This is a genomic window from Pelagibacterium sp. 26DY04 (assembly GCF_031202305.1).
Lineage (GTDB): Bacteria > Pseudomonadota > Alphaproteobacteria > Rhizobiales > Devosiaceae > Pelagibacterium.
The window spans coordinates 1837477-1853827 of record NZ_CP101731.1 but is presented as its reverse complement, the minus strand read 5'-3'; the positions used below and the strand labels follow the sequence as shown (position 1 = coordinate 1853827).

Genomic DNA, 16351 nt, shown 5'->3' with positions numbered 1-16351 from the left:
ATGCAGGGTTCGAGCTAAGCGTTTTCCAGCGTGAAGAGCTCCAAGTGTGGATGAAGTGTACCGTTTCCGCTGGCGACACCTCGAAATGGGATGATCAGAGGCCGATGGCCAATGGCTTCCGTGGCATCTGACACGAACATGATGGACACCCGATTTTGACTGTTGAATTCTCCGAGCTGGGCCTGGGCGATAAAGTCACCGAAGCAGTCGCCGCAGCCGGCTATACCAAGCCGACCGATATCCAGGCGCAGGCCATTCCGCACGTCCTCGAGAAGAAGGACCTGATCGGCATAGCCCAGACCGGTACGGGCAAGACCGCGTCCTTCGTGCTTCCCATGCTTTCGCTGCTTGAAAAAGGCCGTGCCCGGGCTCGCATGCCCCGCACGCTTATCCTCGAGCCCACGCGCGAACTCGCAGCGCAGGTTCATGAAAACTTCGAGAAATACGGCAAGAACCACCGGTTGACCGTCGCCCTGCTCATCGGCGGCGTCTCCTTTGAAGACCAGAACAAGAAGCTCGACCGGGGTGCTGATGTCCTGATCGCCACGCCCGGCCGCCTGCTCGATCATTTCGAGCGCGGGCGCCTGCTTCTGACCGGGGTCGATATTCTCGTCATTGACGAAGCCGACCGCATGCTCGATATGGGCTTCATCCCCGATATCGAACGTATCTGCGGACTGCTGCCGCCGCGCCGGCAGACCCTGTTCTTTTCGGCAACCATGCCGCCGGAAATCCAGAAACTGACCCAGCGCTTCCTTCGCGATCCGGTGAAGGTCGAGGTTGCCCGGCAGAACTCGACAAACGAGAATATCGATCAAAAGCTCTTGAAGGTCGGCAAAACCCCGGCCGAAAAGCGTGCCGCACTGCGTGACCAGATCCGCAGCGCCAAGGAGATGAAAAACGCCATCATCTTCTGCAATCGCAAGCGCGATGTCGCCACGGTGGCGCGCTCACTCGAGCGCCATGGTTTTTCCGCAGGCGCCCTGCATGGCGACATGGATCAGAAATCGCGGATGGAGACCCTCGATCGCTTCCGCGCAGGATCGTTGCCCATCCTGGTAGCATCGGACGTCGCGGCCCGCGGCCTTGATATTCCCGCCGTGAGCCATGTTTTCAATTTCGATGTGCCCACCCATGCCGAAGACTATGTGCACCGCATCGGGCGCACGGGCCGTGCTGGCCGCTCAGGTTCGGCGATCACGCTGGTGGGACCCGGCGAGAGCAAATATGTCGACGCTATAACCAAATTGATCCAGCGCGACATCGAATGGCTCGATGCCGCTCCGGTGAGTGCACCTTCTCAAGGTGGCGATGCTCAATCTGAAGCCGCGCCGAAACGCTCGCGCCAGAAGAGCAAGCGACCCGCCGAAGATCAGCCCCGGCAAGGCAAGTCCGCCGAACCCAAACGTCGGGAGACCTCCCGGCGTGGCAGCAATGACGACGGTCCGGCAAGCTTCAAGACCGAAGGGCACATTCCGGCCTTTTTGCTCCGTCCCGTGGGCAAATAGCGCGCTGCCCCTACAGGAGCGCTATGCCATTGCTACGCAAACACATTTTAACTGGACAACGAAGCGGCCAGACTCTAGCTAGTCGATCGTTCCGAGCCGGGGGGCCGCGAGCGCATTCGGACGCAGTTGCACATTGCGATGCACAGGTTTGATCTGCACGAGCTGAGGCTCGGATGTTATCGATCTCCGTAGCACTTGCAATGGACGCTTTAAGGCGCGCTTAAACCATCCCGGCCTACGATTGGGCCAGAACAGGTGATGGTTGACGCATCGTGACGAACCTGGACTTTGACCGCGCCTCGGGATTTGCAAATGCGGCGTTTGCATTGCTCAAGCGCTCGCAAATCCCTCCCTTTCCGGTTTATTTCGAACTTTTCTATACCTACGCGACCGGCGCCAATACCGATCTCAACGCCGAGATCAACGCCATATTGGCGCAAGGCCCGCTCAGCATTGAAACGGCCTCGGCACTGTGCGAGCGCTTCCTCAAGATTTCGGATATAGAAGACAAGCTGCGCGCCATTTCGCAGATGATGAGCCAGAAGATCTCGGACGTAAACCAAGCGATCGATATCGCTATGGAGACGGCCGATTCCTATTCCGGCTCGCTGCAACAGGCTTCGGGTGATCTCGAGGCCGGCATAGATAAGGACGCACTCAAGATGCTGTCCTCGCGCCTGCTCCAGGAAACGCGGCGCATGCAGGACATGAACAGACGTCTTGAAGCGGAACTGGAAAATTCCAAGGACGACATATCGCTGCTCCAGCGTGACCTTGACGAGGTGCGCAAGGAATCCATGCTCGATCCCTTGACCAAGATCCCCAACCGCAAACGCTTCGATGAACAGTTCGCCATAGAGTTGGAACGGATGGAGTCATCCAACGCTTCGCTCTCGCTATTAGTGTTCGATATCGATCACTTCAAAGCGTTCAACGACACCTATGGCCATTTGACCGGCGATCAAGTGCTGCGGCTGGTCGCTCAGGTGCTGAGAGCCAATCTCAAGGGCCGGGACATGCCTGCCCGGTTTGGCGGCGAGGAATTCATTGCCATCCTCCCCGAGACATCGCTTGATGGCGCGATCTCGGTGGCCGAAAACATCCGTAGGTCGGTGCAGGCAAAGGAACTTCTCAAGCGCTCTACCAATGAAAAGCTTGGGCGCATCACCCTGTCGGTGGGCGCTGCCCAATGGCGAGAAGGCGACACTGTTGCCAGCCTAATCGAGCGGGCGGACAAGTACCTCTATGCGGCCAAACGCGCCGGACGAAATCGCGTGATGAGTGAGCGCGACGTGCCAGGGGCAGCGACTGCCTCCGACGTCGCCTAATGACCTAAACTGCCGCTGCAGCCCTAGCCTTGGCCAATTCGGCCAAATCGGCAGGTTTGAGCTGCACGCTCTCGCCGCAACCGCAGGCGCCTTCCTGATTGGGGTTATTGAACGTGAACCCGGAGGACATTTTGGTTTCCTCGAAATCCATAACCGTACCCAACAGGAACAGCGTTGCCTTGGGCTCCACCCAAACATCGACGCCCTTATCCTGGATGTGATCGTCGCCCGCTACTGGTTCGGTTACATAGTCCAACGTATAGGCCATGCCCGCACAGCCGGCGTTCTTGACGCCGACGCGGACGCCGATCACCGGCTTTTCGCTGTCTTCGATAATTTCCTTGATGCGCTCGGAAGCGGCATCGGTCAATTGCATGATCGCGAAGGCCATATCTACCACCAATTCAGCGCAACCTGCGCTTCCTCGCTCATCCTATCCGGCCCCCAGGGGGGATCGAACACCATGTTGACTTCCACGTCCTGGATGCCTTCTACCGACCGCGCCGCGTTCTCGACCCAGCCCGGCATTTCGCCGGCCACCGGGCAGCCAGGCGCGGTGAGGGTCATGTCGATGGTGAGCTTACGATCGTCGTCGAGGTCGACCTTGTAGATCAGCCCGAGTTCGTAGATGTCGACGGGGATTTCCGGATCGTACACCGTCTTGAGCGCGGCGATCAGATCAGCGGTGATGCGCTCCACATCTTCCGGCGGCAATGCGGAGCCGCCTTCCACGAAGCCCTTGGCTTCGGTTTCGGTTTTTTCCGGTGCGGTATCAGTCATGACGGTCCAATATCAAAAGAAAGACTGCGCCTTTTCGATCCCCTCGACAAGCGCGTCCACATCGTCCTTCCCGTTATATAGGGCAAACGAAGCGCGGCATGTAGAGGTTGCCCCAAATCTTTGCAGCAGCGGCATGGCGCAATGGGTGCCGGCGCGGACGGCGACGCCATAGCGGTCGAGAATGGTCGAAACGTCGTGCGCGTGGGCGTTTTCGAGCGTAAAGGCGAAAATCCCGCCTTTGTCCGGCGCCGTTCCGATCATGCGCAAGGCATTGATGCGCGACAGCCGCTCGGCAGCATAGCTCGCCACTTCATGCTCGTGCGCCTCGATCGCATCACGTCCAAGTTCGCGAACGTAATCGATGGCCGCCCCCAGCCCGATCGCCTGCACGATCGGCGGCGTCCCGGCCTCGAAGCGGTGCGGCGGCGCGTTGTAGGTGACCATATCCGTAGTCACCTCCTCGATCATCTCCCCGCCCCCAAGGAAGGGCTGCATCTCGGCCAGAAGCTCGTACTTGCCGTAGAGGACGCCGATTCCAGTTGGGCCGTAGAGTTTGTGCCCGGTAAAGACGTAGAAGTCCGCGCCGATATCCTGCACGTCGACCTTGGTATGCACGGCGCCCTGACTGCCATCGATCAGCACCGGAATACCGCGCGCGTGTGCGACCTCAACGATCTCCTTAGCCGGGTTGATGCTGCCGAGCACGTTCGACATGTGCGTGATCGCCACCATTTTCGTGCGGTCGGTCAGCGCAGCCGCGAAAGCATCGAGATCGAAGCTCCCGTCATCGGCCACATCCACCCATTTGATCACCGCGCCCTTGCGCTCGCGATGAAAATGCCAGGGTACGATGTTGGAGTGATGCTCGGCGATCGAGATAACGATCTCGTCCCCTTCCCCGATCCGTGGACCGGTGAAGGAGGATGCGACGAGATTGATCGCTTCGGTTGTCGAACGCGTGAAAACAATCTCCTCGACCCGGCCCGCGTTGAGGAAGGCCCGCACCTTCTCGCGCGCTGCCTCGAACGCTTCGGTCGCCCGGTTGGCCAGCGTATGAAGTCCGCGATGGACGTTGGCATATTCATGCCGGTAGGCATGGTCCATGCGGTCGAGCACTTGCACCGGCTTTTGCGCCGAGGCACCGGAGTCGAGATAGACCAGCCGCCGCCCGTGGATTTTCTCCTCGAGAATTGGGAAATCCACGCGAACGGCTGCGAGATCGAAAGCCATCAGGCGTCCTTCTTGAGCCAGCGCTCCACAATTCCCGACAGCGCTTCGGCAACGTATTCATCGTCGACCGCTTCGGTGATCTCTTCCAGGAAGGCGCGGATCAGCATCGTCTCGGCCTCTGCTTTGGGAATGCCGCGGCTCATCAGGTAGAACAGCGAAGTCTCGTCAAGATCGCCACAGGTTGCGCCGTGGCCGCAGACCACGTCGTCGGCGAAGATTTCGAGTTCCGGCTTGGCGAGGATTTCCGCTTCTTCCGAGAGCATCAGCCCTTGGGTCATCATCTTGGCGTCGGTCTTTTGCGCATCGACTGCCACGTTGATCTTGCCTTGGAACACCGCCCGGCCACGCCCGCGTGCGATCTGCTTATAGAGCTCGGCCGAAGTCGTGTTGGGCACGCCATGAGTCACATCGAGCGTGATGTCGCGGTGTTCGTCGGTATCGACAACGTTGAGTCCGAAGAAATCCCCGTGCGAACCTTCACCGACGAAATCGGCGAACACATTGGCCCGGGCTAGATGCGCGCCGGCATTGATAACGATCGACTTGAGATTGGCGTCCCCCGCGATGCGGTATTCGACGGTCGCGAAATTGGTTGCTTGCCGAGCCGAAAGATCGACCAGCACATGGGTGACCTCGGCACCTTCGCCCAGCGAGACGAAGCTGCCCGAATTGCCCATATGCGCTGCATCGCTACCCGAGATGGTTTCGACGATCGTAACCTTGGAGCCGGGCGCGACATTGATCCTGGCACCCGACTGCACGTGAGCGGCCTCGCCTTCGAGCCGTCGGTCGACATGAATCACCGGATCGACCGATCCAGCAAGCTCCAGCGTCAGCGATTCAGCGACCATTGCAGCATTGAGCCGAACGATGACATCGTCGCGCGTGGTCAACACCGATCCCGCTGCCTTGCCGACGATCACGCCGGCCGGGGCCGTCGCTGCGGACTGCACGACCCCGTTGGCGATGACAACGCGGTAAGCACCGGGAATGTCGATCGCGGGCGCACTTGCCTCATTTGCGGCCTTCGCAAGCGGCGGCACCTGGCTCAGCAAGCTCTTGAGATCAGTGTAGTGGTAGGTCTCGACCCGACGAGTCGGCAGGCCGATCACGCGCAGGCGCTCGGCCGCATCGGCGGCCCCGACGCTCTCGAGCTGGGCAACGAGGCTTTCCTCGGCGCCGCTCAGGCGAACTGGCGTTTGAATGTTCACGGCGTCAAATCCTCAGGCAGCGTTGGTTTCGTCGAAGTCGGCATAGCCTTTGGCTTCGAGCTCGAGCGCCAGCGACTTGTCGCCGGTCTCAACCACCCGGCCGGCCGAGAACACATGCACGACGTCTGGAACGATATAGTTGAGCAGCCGCTGGTAGTGGGTGATGACCAGCATCGAGCGCTCCGGCGCACGTAGCTTGTTGACCCCTTCCGACACCACCTTGAGCGCATCGATGTCGAGACCGGAATCGGTTTCATCGAGGATGCAGAGCTTGGGCTTCAGCAGTGCCATCTGCAGGATTTCGGCGCGCTTCTTTTCGCCACCCGAGAACCCGACATTGAGTGGGCGCTTCAAGAACTCCTGCCGCACATCGAGCAGTGTCGAAGCGTCCTTGACCGCCTTCATGAACTCGGGCGTCGAAAGCTCCGCCTCGCCGCGCGCCTTGCGTTGGGCGTTCATGGCGGCTTTGAGGAACGTCATGGTCGCGACGCCCGGAATTTCGATCGGGTACTGGAAAGCCAGGAACAGCCCGGCGGCAGCGCGCTCGTCGGCTTCCATTTCCAGGAGATTTTCGCCGTCGAACAGAATCTCGCCGTCGGTGACCTCATAGTCTTCCTTGCCAGCCAGCACATAAGACAGCGTCGATTTGCCCGAGCCGTTCCGGCCCATGATGGCATGCACTTCGCCGCGATTGAGGGTGAGGTTCACCCCCTTGAGGATTTCGTTGTCCTCGACGCGGACATGCAGGTTCTTGATTTCAAGCAAAGGTGTCGTCATTTCAAATCCGGCCAGCGGCCGTCCCATATGGTTGGTGCCCCGTGAGGGCGAAAACTGTTGCGACCGATCAGCCTACGCTGCCTTCGAGCGAGATGCCGATGAGCTTCTGGGTTTCCACCATGAACTCCATCGGTAGGTGCTGCAGCACGTCACGCACAAAACCGTTAACGATCAGCGCCACGGCCTCTTCTTCGGAGAGTCCGCGCTGCAGGCAGTAGAACATCTGGTCGTCTGAGATCTTTGAGGTCGTCGCCTCGTGCTCGAACACCGCCGAGGAATTACGGCTCTCGATATAGGGCACCGTATGCGCCCCGCAGCGGTCACCGATCAGCAGGCTGTCGCACTGGGTGAAGTTGCGCGCGTTCGTCGCCCGGCGATGCGCCGAAACCTGCCCGCGATAGGTGTTATCGGAATTGCCCGCAGCGATACCCTTGGAGATGATGCGCGAGGACGTGTTCTTGCCCAAATGCAGCATCTTGGTTCCGCTATCGACCTGCTGTTTTCCATTGGAAATGGCGATCGAATAGAACTCGCCGCGCGAGCCATCGCCACGCAAGATGCAGCTCGGATACTTCCAGGTGATCGCGGAACCGGTTTCGACCTGTGTCCAGGAGATCTTGGAATTCTTGCCGCGGCAATCGCCACGCTTGGTGACGAAATTGTAGATGCCGCCCTTGCCTTCCTTGTCGCCCGGATACCAGTTCTGGACGGTGGAATACTTGATCTCAGCATCATCCAGCGCCACCAGTTCGACAACAGCCGCATGTAGCTGGTGCTCGTCGCGCATGGGCGCCGTGCAGCCTTCGAGATAGCTCACATAGGAGCCTTCCTCGGCGATGATCAGCGTGCGCTCGAACTGCCCCGTATTCCGCTCGTTGATGCGGAAATAGGTGGAAAGCTCCATCGGGCAGCGCACGCCCTTGGGAATGTAGACGAACGATCCGTCGGTAAAGACCGCCGAATTGAGCGTAGCGTAGAAATTGTCGGTCACGGGCACCACCGAACCGAGATATTTCTTCACCAACTCGGGGTGCTCACGCACAGCTTCCGAAATCGAGCAGAAGATAATGCCCTGCTTGGCCAATTCCTCACGGAAAGTCGTAACCACCGACACCGAATCGAACACGGCGTCGACGGCAACATTGCCGCTGAACGGAGTGCCCTGCGGCTCGCCCGCATCCTGCACGCCGGCCAGGATCTTTTGCTCTGACAGCGGAATGCCGAGCTTTTCATAGGTCGCCAGCAGCTCGGGATCGACCTCGTCGAGCGACTTGGGCCCATTCACGCCCTTCGGCGCTGCGTAGTAATGCTGGTCCTGGAAATCGATGGCCGGATAGGAGACGCGCGCCCAGGTCGGCTCTTCTAGCGTCAGCCAACGGCGGAACGCTTCGAGACGCCATTCAAGCATCCATTCGGGTTCGTTCTTCCGCGCCGAAATGAACCGCACCGTTTCCTCGGTCAGCCCCTTGGGTGCCTTGTCGGATTCGATGATCGTCTCAAAGCCGTATTTGTACTTGTCGACGTCGAGCGCCAGAACCTGATCGACCGTGTCACGATCGATATTTTCCTTGAGCGTCGGAATGTCGGCATAATTTGACATGGTAGTCTCCACTTTCTAAGCCGCCGCGCCTTTTTGGCGATGGCGGCTCAGCACCGTTTCATAGGCCTTGAAGAAGGCGTCGATTTCCTCGGCGATCGAAGACCAGCCGAAACTGACCCGAAGGCCGCATTCACCTAACTCGGGCGCTACCCCCATGGCGCTAAGCACATGAGAGCGTCCCACCTTGCCCGACGAGCATGCCGAACCGGACGAAACGGCGATGCCAGCCAGATCCAGGCTCATCATCGCCACAGTGTTCTTGAGCCCCGGCACCGCGAAATTGACGGTCGTGCCGATCCGCTCGGTTTCTCGGCCAAAGATCACGGCATCGGGCGCGACCATCAGAAGCCGTTCCTCGAACTGCTCAACAAGCTCCCCGATGCGCTCGACCGAGAAGGCCTCATTAAACCCTTCACAGGCCGCCCCGAACCCCGCGATCAGCGCCGCCGATTCGGTGCCGCCGCGCCGGCCCTGTTCCTGTCCGCCGCCCGGAACCAGCCGCACGGTATCGGCGTGCCCTTTGACAAGCAACGCGCCGATCCCAGCCGGCCCGCCGATCTTGTGGGCGGAGATGGCCATCATATCGGTAGCCGAGGCCGCAAAGTCCAGATCGCGCTTGCCAAAAGCTTGCACCGCGTCGATGACGAGAATATGGGGTGTAGGCCCCACCATCGCCTCGATCCGCCCGCGCGGCTGAATAACACCGGTCTCGTTGTTCACCCAGGAAAAGGCGACCAGCAGCTTTTCACCGGCGAGGTTGGCGGTCTCGATATGCCGCCCCAGCGCCTCGATATCGATAAGTCCATCCTTATCGACACCGACCACACGCACCGAAACGCCCGTGGCTTCGGCGGCCTTGAGCGTCGCCGCATGATCGGTGGCGCACACGATCACTCTGTCGATCGCGAACGCCTTGACGCCCCCGACGATAGCCTGGGTGATAGCCTCGGTGGCCGAGCCGGTGAACACCACCTGCTTGGCCTCGGCTCCAGCCGCTTTCGCCACCTTATCCCGCGCTGCATCGATCAGGGCACGCAAAGCCCGGCCCGGCCGGTGGACCGAGGATGGATTGCCCGTCATGGCAAGCGCGGCCACCATCGCCTCGCGCGCGCGCGGCAATAAAGGCGCCGAAGCGTTATGATCGAGGTATGCGCTCATCGATCCATCAACTCGCTGCGGCGTCCGGCTGGAACTTGCCACAGCAAACAATCCTTGAAATTCGACTCACTCCTTAAGTAAAAGGAGCGCTCACAAACGCCGGGGAGCCGGCTCGAAACCATTTGGAATTATTCTAAACTGGTTTTCATGGTCAGTTTTATGAGCACCCAGCCCGTTCGTCAAGCCGAGGCGTGGCCTCACGCATAGCTCCCATGCGGCACAAAGAGCATAAAGGTAAGAGTAGATGCCTGAAGTGATTTTCAACGGACCCGAGGGCCGGATCGAAGGCCGGTATCAGCCCGGCAAGGAGCCCAACGCGCCCGTTGCGATCGTTCTTCATCCCCACCCGCAATTCGGCGGCACGATGAACAACCAGATCGTCTACAATCTCTTCTATATGTTCGTGAAACGCGGCTTCGCCGTGCTGCGCTTCAACTCGCGTGGCGTCGGCCGCTCACAGGGGATTTTCGACCACGGCATTGGTGAGCTCTCCGATGCCGCCGCCGCGCTCGACTGGCTGCAGGCATTGAACCGCGAGAGCCGCGGGTGCTGGATCGCTGGCTTCTCGTTCGGCGCCTGGATCGGCATGCAGCTCCTGATGCGCCGTCCCGAAGTCGAGGGCTTCATTTCGGTTTCGCCCCCGGAAAACCTTTACGATTTCTCGTTCCTGGCGCCCTGCCCCTCCTCGGGCCTGATCATCCATGGCGACAAGGACCGCGTTGCGCCTCCCGAGGCCGTTCAGAAACTCGTAGACAAGCTCAAGCTGCAGAAGGGCATCACCATCGAGCAACAGATCGTGGAAGGCGCCAACCACTTCTACGAAAACCGGATCGATGAACTGATCGAAGCGTGCGGCGAGTACCTCGACCGTCGCCGGGCCGAGATCGCCGCCGGCGGCGGACGCTAACCCTGCGATCGTTTGGGAGCCTTAAGGCTCCTCGCGAATCTCATCCTGGGCGGCAAGGGCGCCCGACCAAGGGGATGATTTCGAGCCCAACCCGCCCGGCGCAAGATCGCCGGGCAGCTTCAACGCTCTGGAATCAAGACCAATGACCCATTTCAAATCCGAATTCCTTCATACGCTCTCCGAGCGCGGCTTCATCCACCAGATCTCCGATCCCGAGGGACTGGACAAGAAATTCTCGACCGAGATCGTCACCGGTTATATCGGCTACGATCCGACGGCGGCTTCGCTGCATGTTGGGCACCTCATGCAGATCATGATGCTCCATTGGATGCAGAAGACCGGCCATCGCCCCATTGCGCTCATGGGCGGCGGCACCGGCATGATCGGCGATCCCTCCTTCAAGGACGAGGCCCGCAAGCTCCTGACCGTCGAAGGCATCGGCGCCAATATCGAAGGCATCAAGCAAAAGTTCTCCAACTTCCTCGATTTCGATCGCGCCGAGAACCCGGCCATCATGGCCAACAACGCCGATTGGCTGCTCGATTTGGGCTATATCGCCTTCCTGCGCGACGTGGGCCGGCATTTCTCGGTCAATCGTATGCTCAGCTTCGATTCGGTCAAGCTGCGGCTGGATCGTGAGCAGTCGCTTTCGTTCCTCGAATTCAACTACATGATCCTGCAGGCCTACGATTTCGTCGAGCTCAACCAGCGCTACGGCTGCACTTTGCAGATGGGCGGCTCGGACCAATGGGGCAATATCGTCAACGGCCTCGATCTGGGCCATCGTATGCTCGACACCCAGTTCTACGCGCTGACTTCGCCGCTGCTCACCACGGCCTCCGGCCAGAAGATGGGCAAGACCGCCAATGGCGCGGTGTGGCTCAACGCCGATGCGCTCTCGGTCTATGATTTCTGGCAGTACTGGCGGAACACCGAGGATGCCGACGTAGAACGTTTCCTCAAGCTCTTCACCGCGCTTCCGCTCGATGAGATCGCCCGCGTTGTCAGCGGCGTCGCCACCGACATCAATGAAGCCAAGAAGGTGCTGGCGACCGAGGTCACCGCGCTCGTCCATGGTCGCTCCGCTGCCGAGGAAGCCGCAGCGACCGCCATCGCGGTCTTTGAAGCCGGACAACTCGATCTCTCGCTGCCAACCATCCAGATCGGCTGGTCGGCTCTGCGCGGCGGCCTTGGCATCCTCGCCGCTACGGTTACTGCCGGTCTCGCTGCTTCAAACGGTGAAGCCCGCCGGCACATCCAGGCCGGCGCGCTGAGGGTGAACGACGATACGGTCACCGACGAGAAGATGAGCCTCGGAGAAGCCCAGGTTCTCTCCGAAGGCGTCATCAAGCTTTCGATCGGCAAGAAGCGCCACGTGCTGTTAAAGCCGGTCTGATCCAAAGGAAGCCGGGACATCACTCCCCGGCTTCCAGCGCCTCCGCGATCCGTGGCAATAGCCGATCCAGCGCGTAAGGGATGGAAAGCTGCGAATTCGTCGCCAGCGCCATATCCTCGATCAGCAACACCCTGCCCTCCTGCACAGCACTGAGCCTGCTGAAGGTTGGCAATTCGTCTTGCAGTGCTTCCAGCGACTGGCCGTGCCCATCGATGATCAGCACGTCAGCATCAAACTCGGCCAGCCTTTCCTCCGACACGTCGAGATATGAAGCGTTTTCGGGTATCGAGGCGACACCGGCGCTGGGCTTAAAGCCGACCGAGAGCAGGATGTTGGTCACGATGCTGTCGGCGGGATAGGCAAAGATCGAGCGTTGGAAGATGTCGAGGTACGAAAGGGTCATGGCCCCGAACACCGGATATCTTTGCCGCTGCGCTGCCAGGTAGGCCCCCAATTCAGCGTTGAGCGCAGTGCCATCTTCCTCACGCCCCAGCGCCTGCGCGATGGTCAGCGTCATCTCCTGCGGCGTTGCTGCCCAAGGCACCGCACCCGAAGGCAGGGCCACAGTCGGAGCAATGGCGCTCAAGCGTCCATACACCTCGGCATCCAGGCCGGAATTGGCAAAGACGATCAGGTCGGGATCGATAGCCACGACGGCTTCATAGTTGATCTCCATGCCCAGCCAGACCTCCGGCCGCGCATCTCGCAGCAGCGGCTCCGCCCAAGGCCCGACCCCGCCTTCGAAGCCAAGTTGGGATTGAATACCCACCGGCACTACGCCAAGCGCCAGCAGTGTTTCCGCGTCCCGGTTGGTCATCGCTACGATGCGCTCCGGTTCCGCCGGCACAACTGTCTGCCCCAGCGCGTGTTCGACGACGGCCGGAAACTCTCCGGCCTTGGTTTGGAACGCACCCGAGGCAACGGCAACTATGATGAGCCACCATAAAATTCGCATAACACCGCTCCCGCGGATCAATTGCGCTGGTTCGCCGCCCGGTATTCGAACAGGGTTCGGAACACGCCCGGCGCGAGGATCGAAACCGGATTGACCAGCAATTCGGGCTGGCTGAGCGGTCCGCGCACCGCGAACGTCACTCCGATAAGTCCCTCCCCCTCTCGCCCCCCGAAGATGGGTCCGAGGACTGGAATTTGCTGGAAGAAATTGTTGACCTCGAACAGCGGCACATAGGTTCCGGCGAGGTCGTATTGTCCCGCGTCAGTGAAAACATTTCCCCGGATCGTTCCTCCGACCGTATCACCATAAACGGCTGCATCCACCAGTTCGATCCGGTCGGAAAATCGCACGAATTCGGCACGACCATAGTCGAATTCGATTGCAGAGGCGCCGCCCACCACTTCGCGCGATTCGTCATGCGAACCCACGATGGCATCGAGATTGGCTTCATCGACGACAGCGAAATTGCGCACGACGAATTCACCGGTATCAGCCTCGTGCGCCTCATCGAACCGCATCACCATGCTGCCTTCGCCACCCACCAGACGCGGGTAGATGCCGATGAAGCGCAGGGTCTCGCCCAGATCGTTGGTCGCATACGAAATCACGCGGCCCGAAGGCAGCGGATTGGTGGTGGCCGATGCCGACCTGCCACCGCTGAATTGCGCAGCCAGGTTGACACTGCGCAATTGCTCCCCCCGTACCGACAGATCGAGGTCCACGTTGAATGCCGCCGTGCCAAAGTGACCGAGGGCCCTATCAAGATCGACGCTGACGTTGAAGATCTGATCATCGAGATCGTCGCTCGCCTCGGCACTGGCATTTCCATCCAGGTTGAAAAAGCGCCCGAGCACAGGCTTGATATCGAGCTGTTCACCTTCCAGGCTGAAAGCATAGCCTCCTTCGATCGGCGTCATGCTCACGCGCGCACTGTCGCCCTCGCTCACCTGGAAGATCGGGAAATCGGCCGAGACGAGCTCACCTTGCGCAGTGAGCGTCATATCGCCTTCCAGCCGCGCCGTTCCAAAAGCCAGCGTCACGTCGGAGATGGCAATCTCCTCCTCATTTATCGCGACAATCGTTTCAAGACCGCCGCTGGTACCGGCGGGCTTGGTGATTCCAATGTCCCTGATCGTGAGTTCCGTTTCCGTCAGGTCGGCGGCAATCTCAATCGTTCCGTCGTTGAGCGGCTTGGCCACCACCCGAACCGATCCGCCCATGAATTCGGAAAGATCGATCCCCAGGGCCGCGGCATCGGAAACATCGAACGTCGAGCCAATAAGCACCTCGGGTGCTCCTGCGCCCGACTGGGTGGCTTCGATGTCGACCTCCGCTTCCCCGACATTGGCATCCCCGGTTACGTGGAACCCGGCCTGCGATGCCGTAAAATTGAAATCGCCATCATCGAACGCGACGCCCTGTATCGGCTGGCTGCTTGCCAGATCGGTGATCGAGCCGTTGAGCGTGTAGTCGGTTTTGGTCGATCGCCCGGTATCGTCGGTTTCGATCGTGGCAATGATGGTCGACTGTACCTGCCCGGTCAGATCGTCCGCGAGATCCTCGATATCGACGCCGATATTGAAATCCTCAAGCAGTTCGAGCGTTTCTCCACTGGCGATTTCCAGTATCCCCGGCACCGAGCCTGTCACGTCCCCGGAAATCTCAAAGATCTGCTCGGCTGCCGAGATATCCTGGTTGATATAGGCGGCATTGGTGATCGCAACCTCATCACCGAATTCGGGCACCCGGGCTCTTTCGAAGGCCATGGTGAGCTGGTTGTCGCGCACGGTAAGCCGCGCTTCTCCCTCGACCTGGACTTCAGGGAGTCCGTCGATGGGCAAAAGCTGCACGCCGCTCCCCACGAGGTCCACTCGCATAGCGCCCTCAGGCATCGGTCGCGGCTCGCCATCCATCGAGATGCTGCCAACTGGGAAGTTGAAGTGCATATCGGCCGACTGGACGGACCCGTCAGCCACATATTCGGCAAACCACTCCCGGCCTTCACGCGCGAACAGGTAGGGCCAGAGCCGCTTGATATCGTCGGCAGAAGCGCCCTGTCCGCTCAGGGTTACGTCAAGCCCAACGCCCTCGCGTACCATGTCGATGCGCCCCTGCAGAACAACGCTTACGCCTTCCTTGGCGGCGACCATTCTGTCGATGCCCAGCGCGCCATAGAGCGGCGCCGACCATCCCTCGAAATGGATTTCCTCGAACGGTTCAGCAGGAGCTTCGAGGTCGTCAGGATGCAGCCACACGTCTCGCGCCCGGATCGACATGCCTAGCGTCGGCCCGAACTGGTCGTCGAAGCCCATTACGATGTCGCCACCAATCGTCGCCGTGCTTTGCCCGATCGCCACCTCGACGTCGGCGACGCTGAACAGGGATTGCTCCGGATCCCACTCCACAAGGATCGGATCGGCCGAAACCGGGAACATGTCATTGTTGAGCCGCAGCTCTGTGCCTGAAACATCGACAGTGATGCGGCCGGTTTCCACCTTGCTGTCCTCGCCTCCCGGTCCGAAGTCGACAGACAGTCCAAGCTCCCCCGCACCGCGCAGCGCCGCCAAGCCCTTTGCATCATCGAGAAACGGCACGATCGTCGAAAAATCGAGATTGCGAATGCCTGCCTCGATCTGCGCACCGTCGTCCCCGATCTCCCGGACGATCTCGCCTTCCATGACATTACCGGCGATGCGCGCCGAAAAGTCGACGGCCACGCGCCCATCGATGCGCCCGGACCGCACATCCACATTGACCTGATCGAAGGATTTATAGAGCCCGTAAACGGTATCGAGAACGCCCATCGAGCCGTCGCGGATTTCCACCCGGCGCACCTGCCCCGCCATCGCCTGTTCGGCAAGCTGAGCCAGCGACTGATTGAGCGCCTGGACATTGAGCACCATCCAGTCATTGTCCGAGCGCAGCCCGAGGTCGGCAGCCCGGTCCTCCCCCAGTGAGATGCCGTCATCGCCGATCTGCACTGCCGGTGCGCTCTCTTCCCCCTCCAGAATGCGCACTACTGTTTCTCCGGTCCCCTCCACTTCGAGGAACTCGAAGCGGGAAAGGCGCGGGCCGAGCAGGTTCTGCAGCATCTGAAATTTCGGTTCGATCAAAATGACCCGCGCGTCAGGGCGCCCCATGGCGGCGCCGATGGGAGAAAGCCCGATTTCCAACGCCTCCATCCCGATTGTCGCGTCCGTCGCTCGCTCGGTGAGCGTAACCGTCGAAAAATGGAAACCGATGCTCACCGGCCCGGTCAGCGACAGTCCGAAGTCTTGCCAGTCAACGACGAAGTTTTCCGCAACGACACCGGCAATCGCGCCCTTGACCCGATCGGACAGGAAGTTGAGCGAGATTGGCCCGAACAGCAGGCGCACATAAAGAACGGAGAAGGCGACGAACAATCCGATGCCGATCCAGGCCAGCACCTTGAGCGCCAGCCGCCGTTGCGCTCCCGAGATGGCTTGCCAGGGACGTGTCGTCTCAATCACTGTCAGGTGC

At 60.3% G+C, this 16351-nt stretch carries 13 protein-coding genes; 4 read left to right on the top strand and 9 right to left on the bottom strand.

The features are described from left to right. The first annotated feature begins 155 nt into the window (after nt 1-155). On the top strand, nt 156-1508 hold the full coding sequence (locus NO932_RS09000) for a DEAD/DEAH box helicase (RefSeq protein WP_309210856.1): 1353 nt from the start codon (nt 156-158) through the stop codon (nt 1506-1508). A 272-nt stretch (nt 1509-1780) separates the two neighbouring features. Continuing rightward, nucleotides 1781-2836 (top strand): GGDEF domain-containing protein, encoded by a 1056-nt coding sequence (locus NO932_RS08995; RefSeq protein WP_309210855.1) that lies wholly within the window; start codon nt 1781-1783, stop codon nt 2834-2836. Nucleotides 2837-2840: 4 nt separating this feature from the next. Here the strand turns inward: NO932_RS08995 and sufA are convergent, their stop codons facing one another. The 7 genes from sufA to NO932_RS08960 form a co-directional block, all read right to left on the bottom strand. Next, the gene (gene sufA / locus NO932_RS08990) at nt 2841-3227 is read right to left on the bottom strand and encodes a Fe-S cluster assembly scaffold SufA (protein WP_309210854.1); all 387 of its coding nucleotides are present in this window, start codon (nt 3225-3227) and stop codon (nt 2841-2843) included. A gap of 2 nt (nt 3228-3229) precedes the next feature. Continuing rightward, nucleotides 3230-3616 carry an SUF system Fe-S cluster assembly protein gene (locus tag NO932_RS08985; protein ID WP_309161367.1) on the bottom strand — a complete coding sequence of 129 codons (387 nt, stop codon included), beginning with the start codon at nt 3614-3616 and terminating at the stop codon, nt 3230-3232. A gap of 12 nt (nt 3617-3628) precedes the next feature. Continuing rightward, nucleotides 3629-4867: a cysteine desulfurase gene (locus NO932_RS08980; protein WP_309211012.1), complete on the bottom strand. Its 1239-nt coding sequence runs from the start codon at nt 4865-4867 to the stop codon at nt 3629-3631. Continuing rightward, complete coding sequence (gene sufD / locus NO932_RS08975) at nt 4846-6057, bottom strand: Fe-S cluster assembly protein SufD (protein WP_309210852.1); 1212 nt, start codon at nt 6055-6057, stop codon at nt 4846-4848. The genes NO932_RS08980 and sufD overlap by 22 nt, the downstream gene beginning before the upstream one ends. Before the next feature lie 12 nt (nt 6058-6069). After that, on the bottom strand, nt 6070-6822 hold the full coding sequence (gene sufC, locus NO932_RS08970; protein ID WP_309163760.1) for a Fe-S cluster assembly ATPase SufC: 753 nt from the start codon (nt 6820-6822) through the stop codon (nt 6070-6072). A 79-nt stretch (nt 6823-6901) separates the two neighbouring features. Beyond that, nucleotides 6902-8434 (bottom strand): Fe-S cluster assembly protein SufB, encoded by a 1533-nt coding sequence (gene sufB / locus NO932_RS08965; RefSeq protein WP_309210850.1) that lies wholly within the window; start codon nt 8432-8434, stop codon nt 6902-6904. 15 nt (nt 8435-8449) lie between these two features. Continuing rightward, entirely contained in the window at nt 8450-9592 is a 1143-nt protein-coding gene (locus NO932_RS08960) for a cysteine desulfurase family protein (RefSeq protein ID WP_309210849.1), read from the bottom strand. Between the two features lie 244 nt (nt 9593-9836). Between NO932_RS08960 and NO932_RS08955 the strand changes: the two genes are divergently transcribed. Both NO932_RS08955 and tyrS read left to right on the top strand, forming a co-directional pair. Then, the gene (locus NO932_RS08955; RefSeq protein WP_309161371.1) at nt 9837-10499 is read left to right on the top strand and encodes an alpha/beta hydrolase; all 663 of its coding nucleotides are present in this window, start codon (nt 9837-9839) and stop codon (nt 10497-10499) included. Between the two features lie 142 nt (nt 10500-10641). After that, nucleotides 10642-11895 carry a tyrosine--tRNA ligase gene (gene tyrS, locus NO932_RS08950; protein WP_309210848.1) on the top strand — a complete coding sequence of 418 codons (1254 nt, stop codon included), beginning with the start codon at nt 10642-10644 and terminating at the stop codon, nt 11893-11895. 19 nt (nt 11896-11914) lie between these two features. On the opposite strand, the gene NO932_RS08945 is transcribed toward tyrS, so the two are convergent. Further along, nucleotides 11915-12850: an iron-siderophore ABC transporter substrate-binding protein gene (locus NO932_RS08945; RefSeq protein WP_309210847.1), complete on the bottom strand. Its 936-nt coding sequence runs from the start codon at nt 12848-12850 to the stop codon at nt 11915-11917. Nucleotides 12851-12867: 17 nt separating this feature from the next. Beyond that, nucleotides 12868-16341: a hypothetical protein gene (locus NO932_RS08940; protein ID WP_309210846.1), complete on the bottom strand. Its 3474-nt coding sequence runs from the start codon at nt 16339-16341 to the stop codon at nt 12868-12870. Nucleotides 16342-16351: the final 10 nt, after the last annotated feature.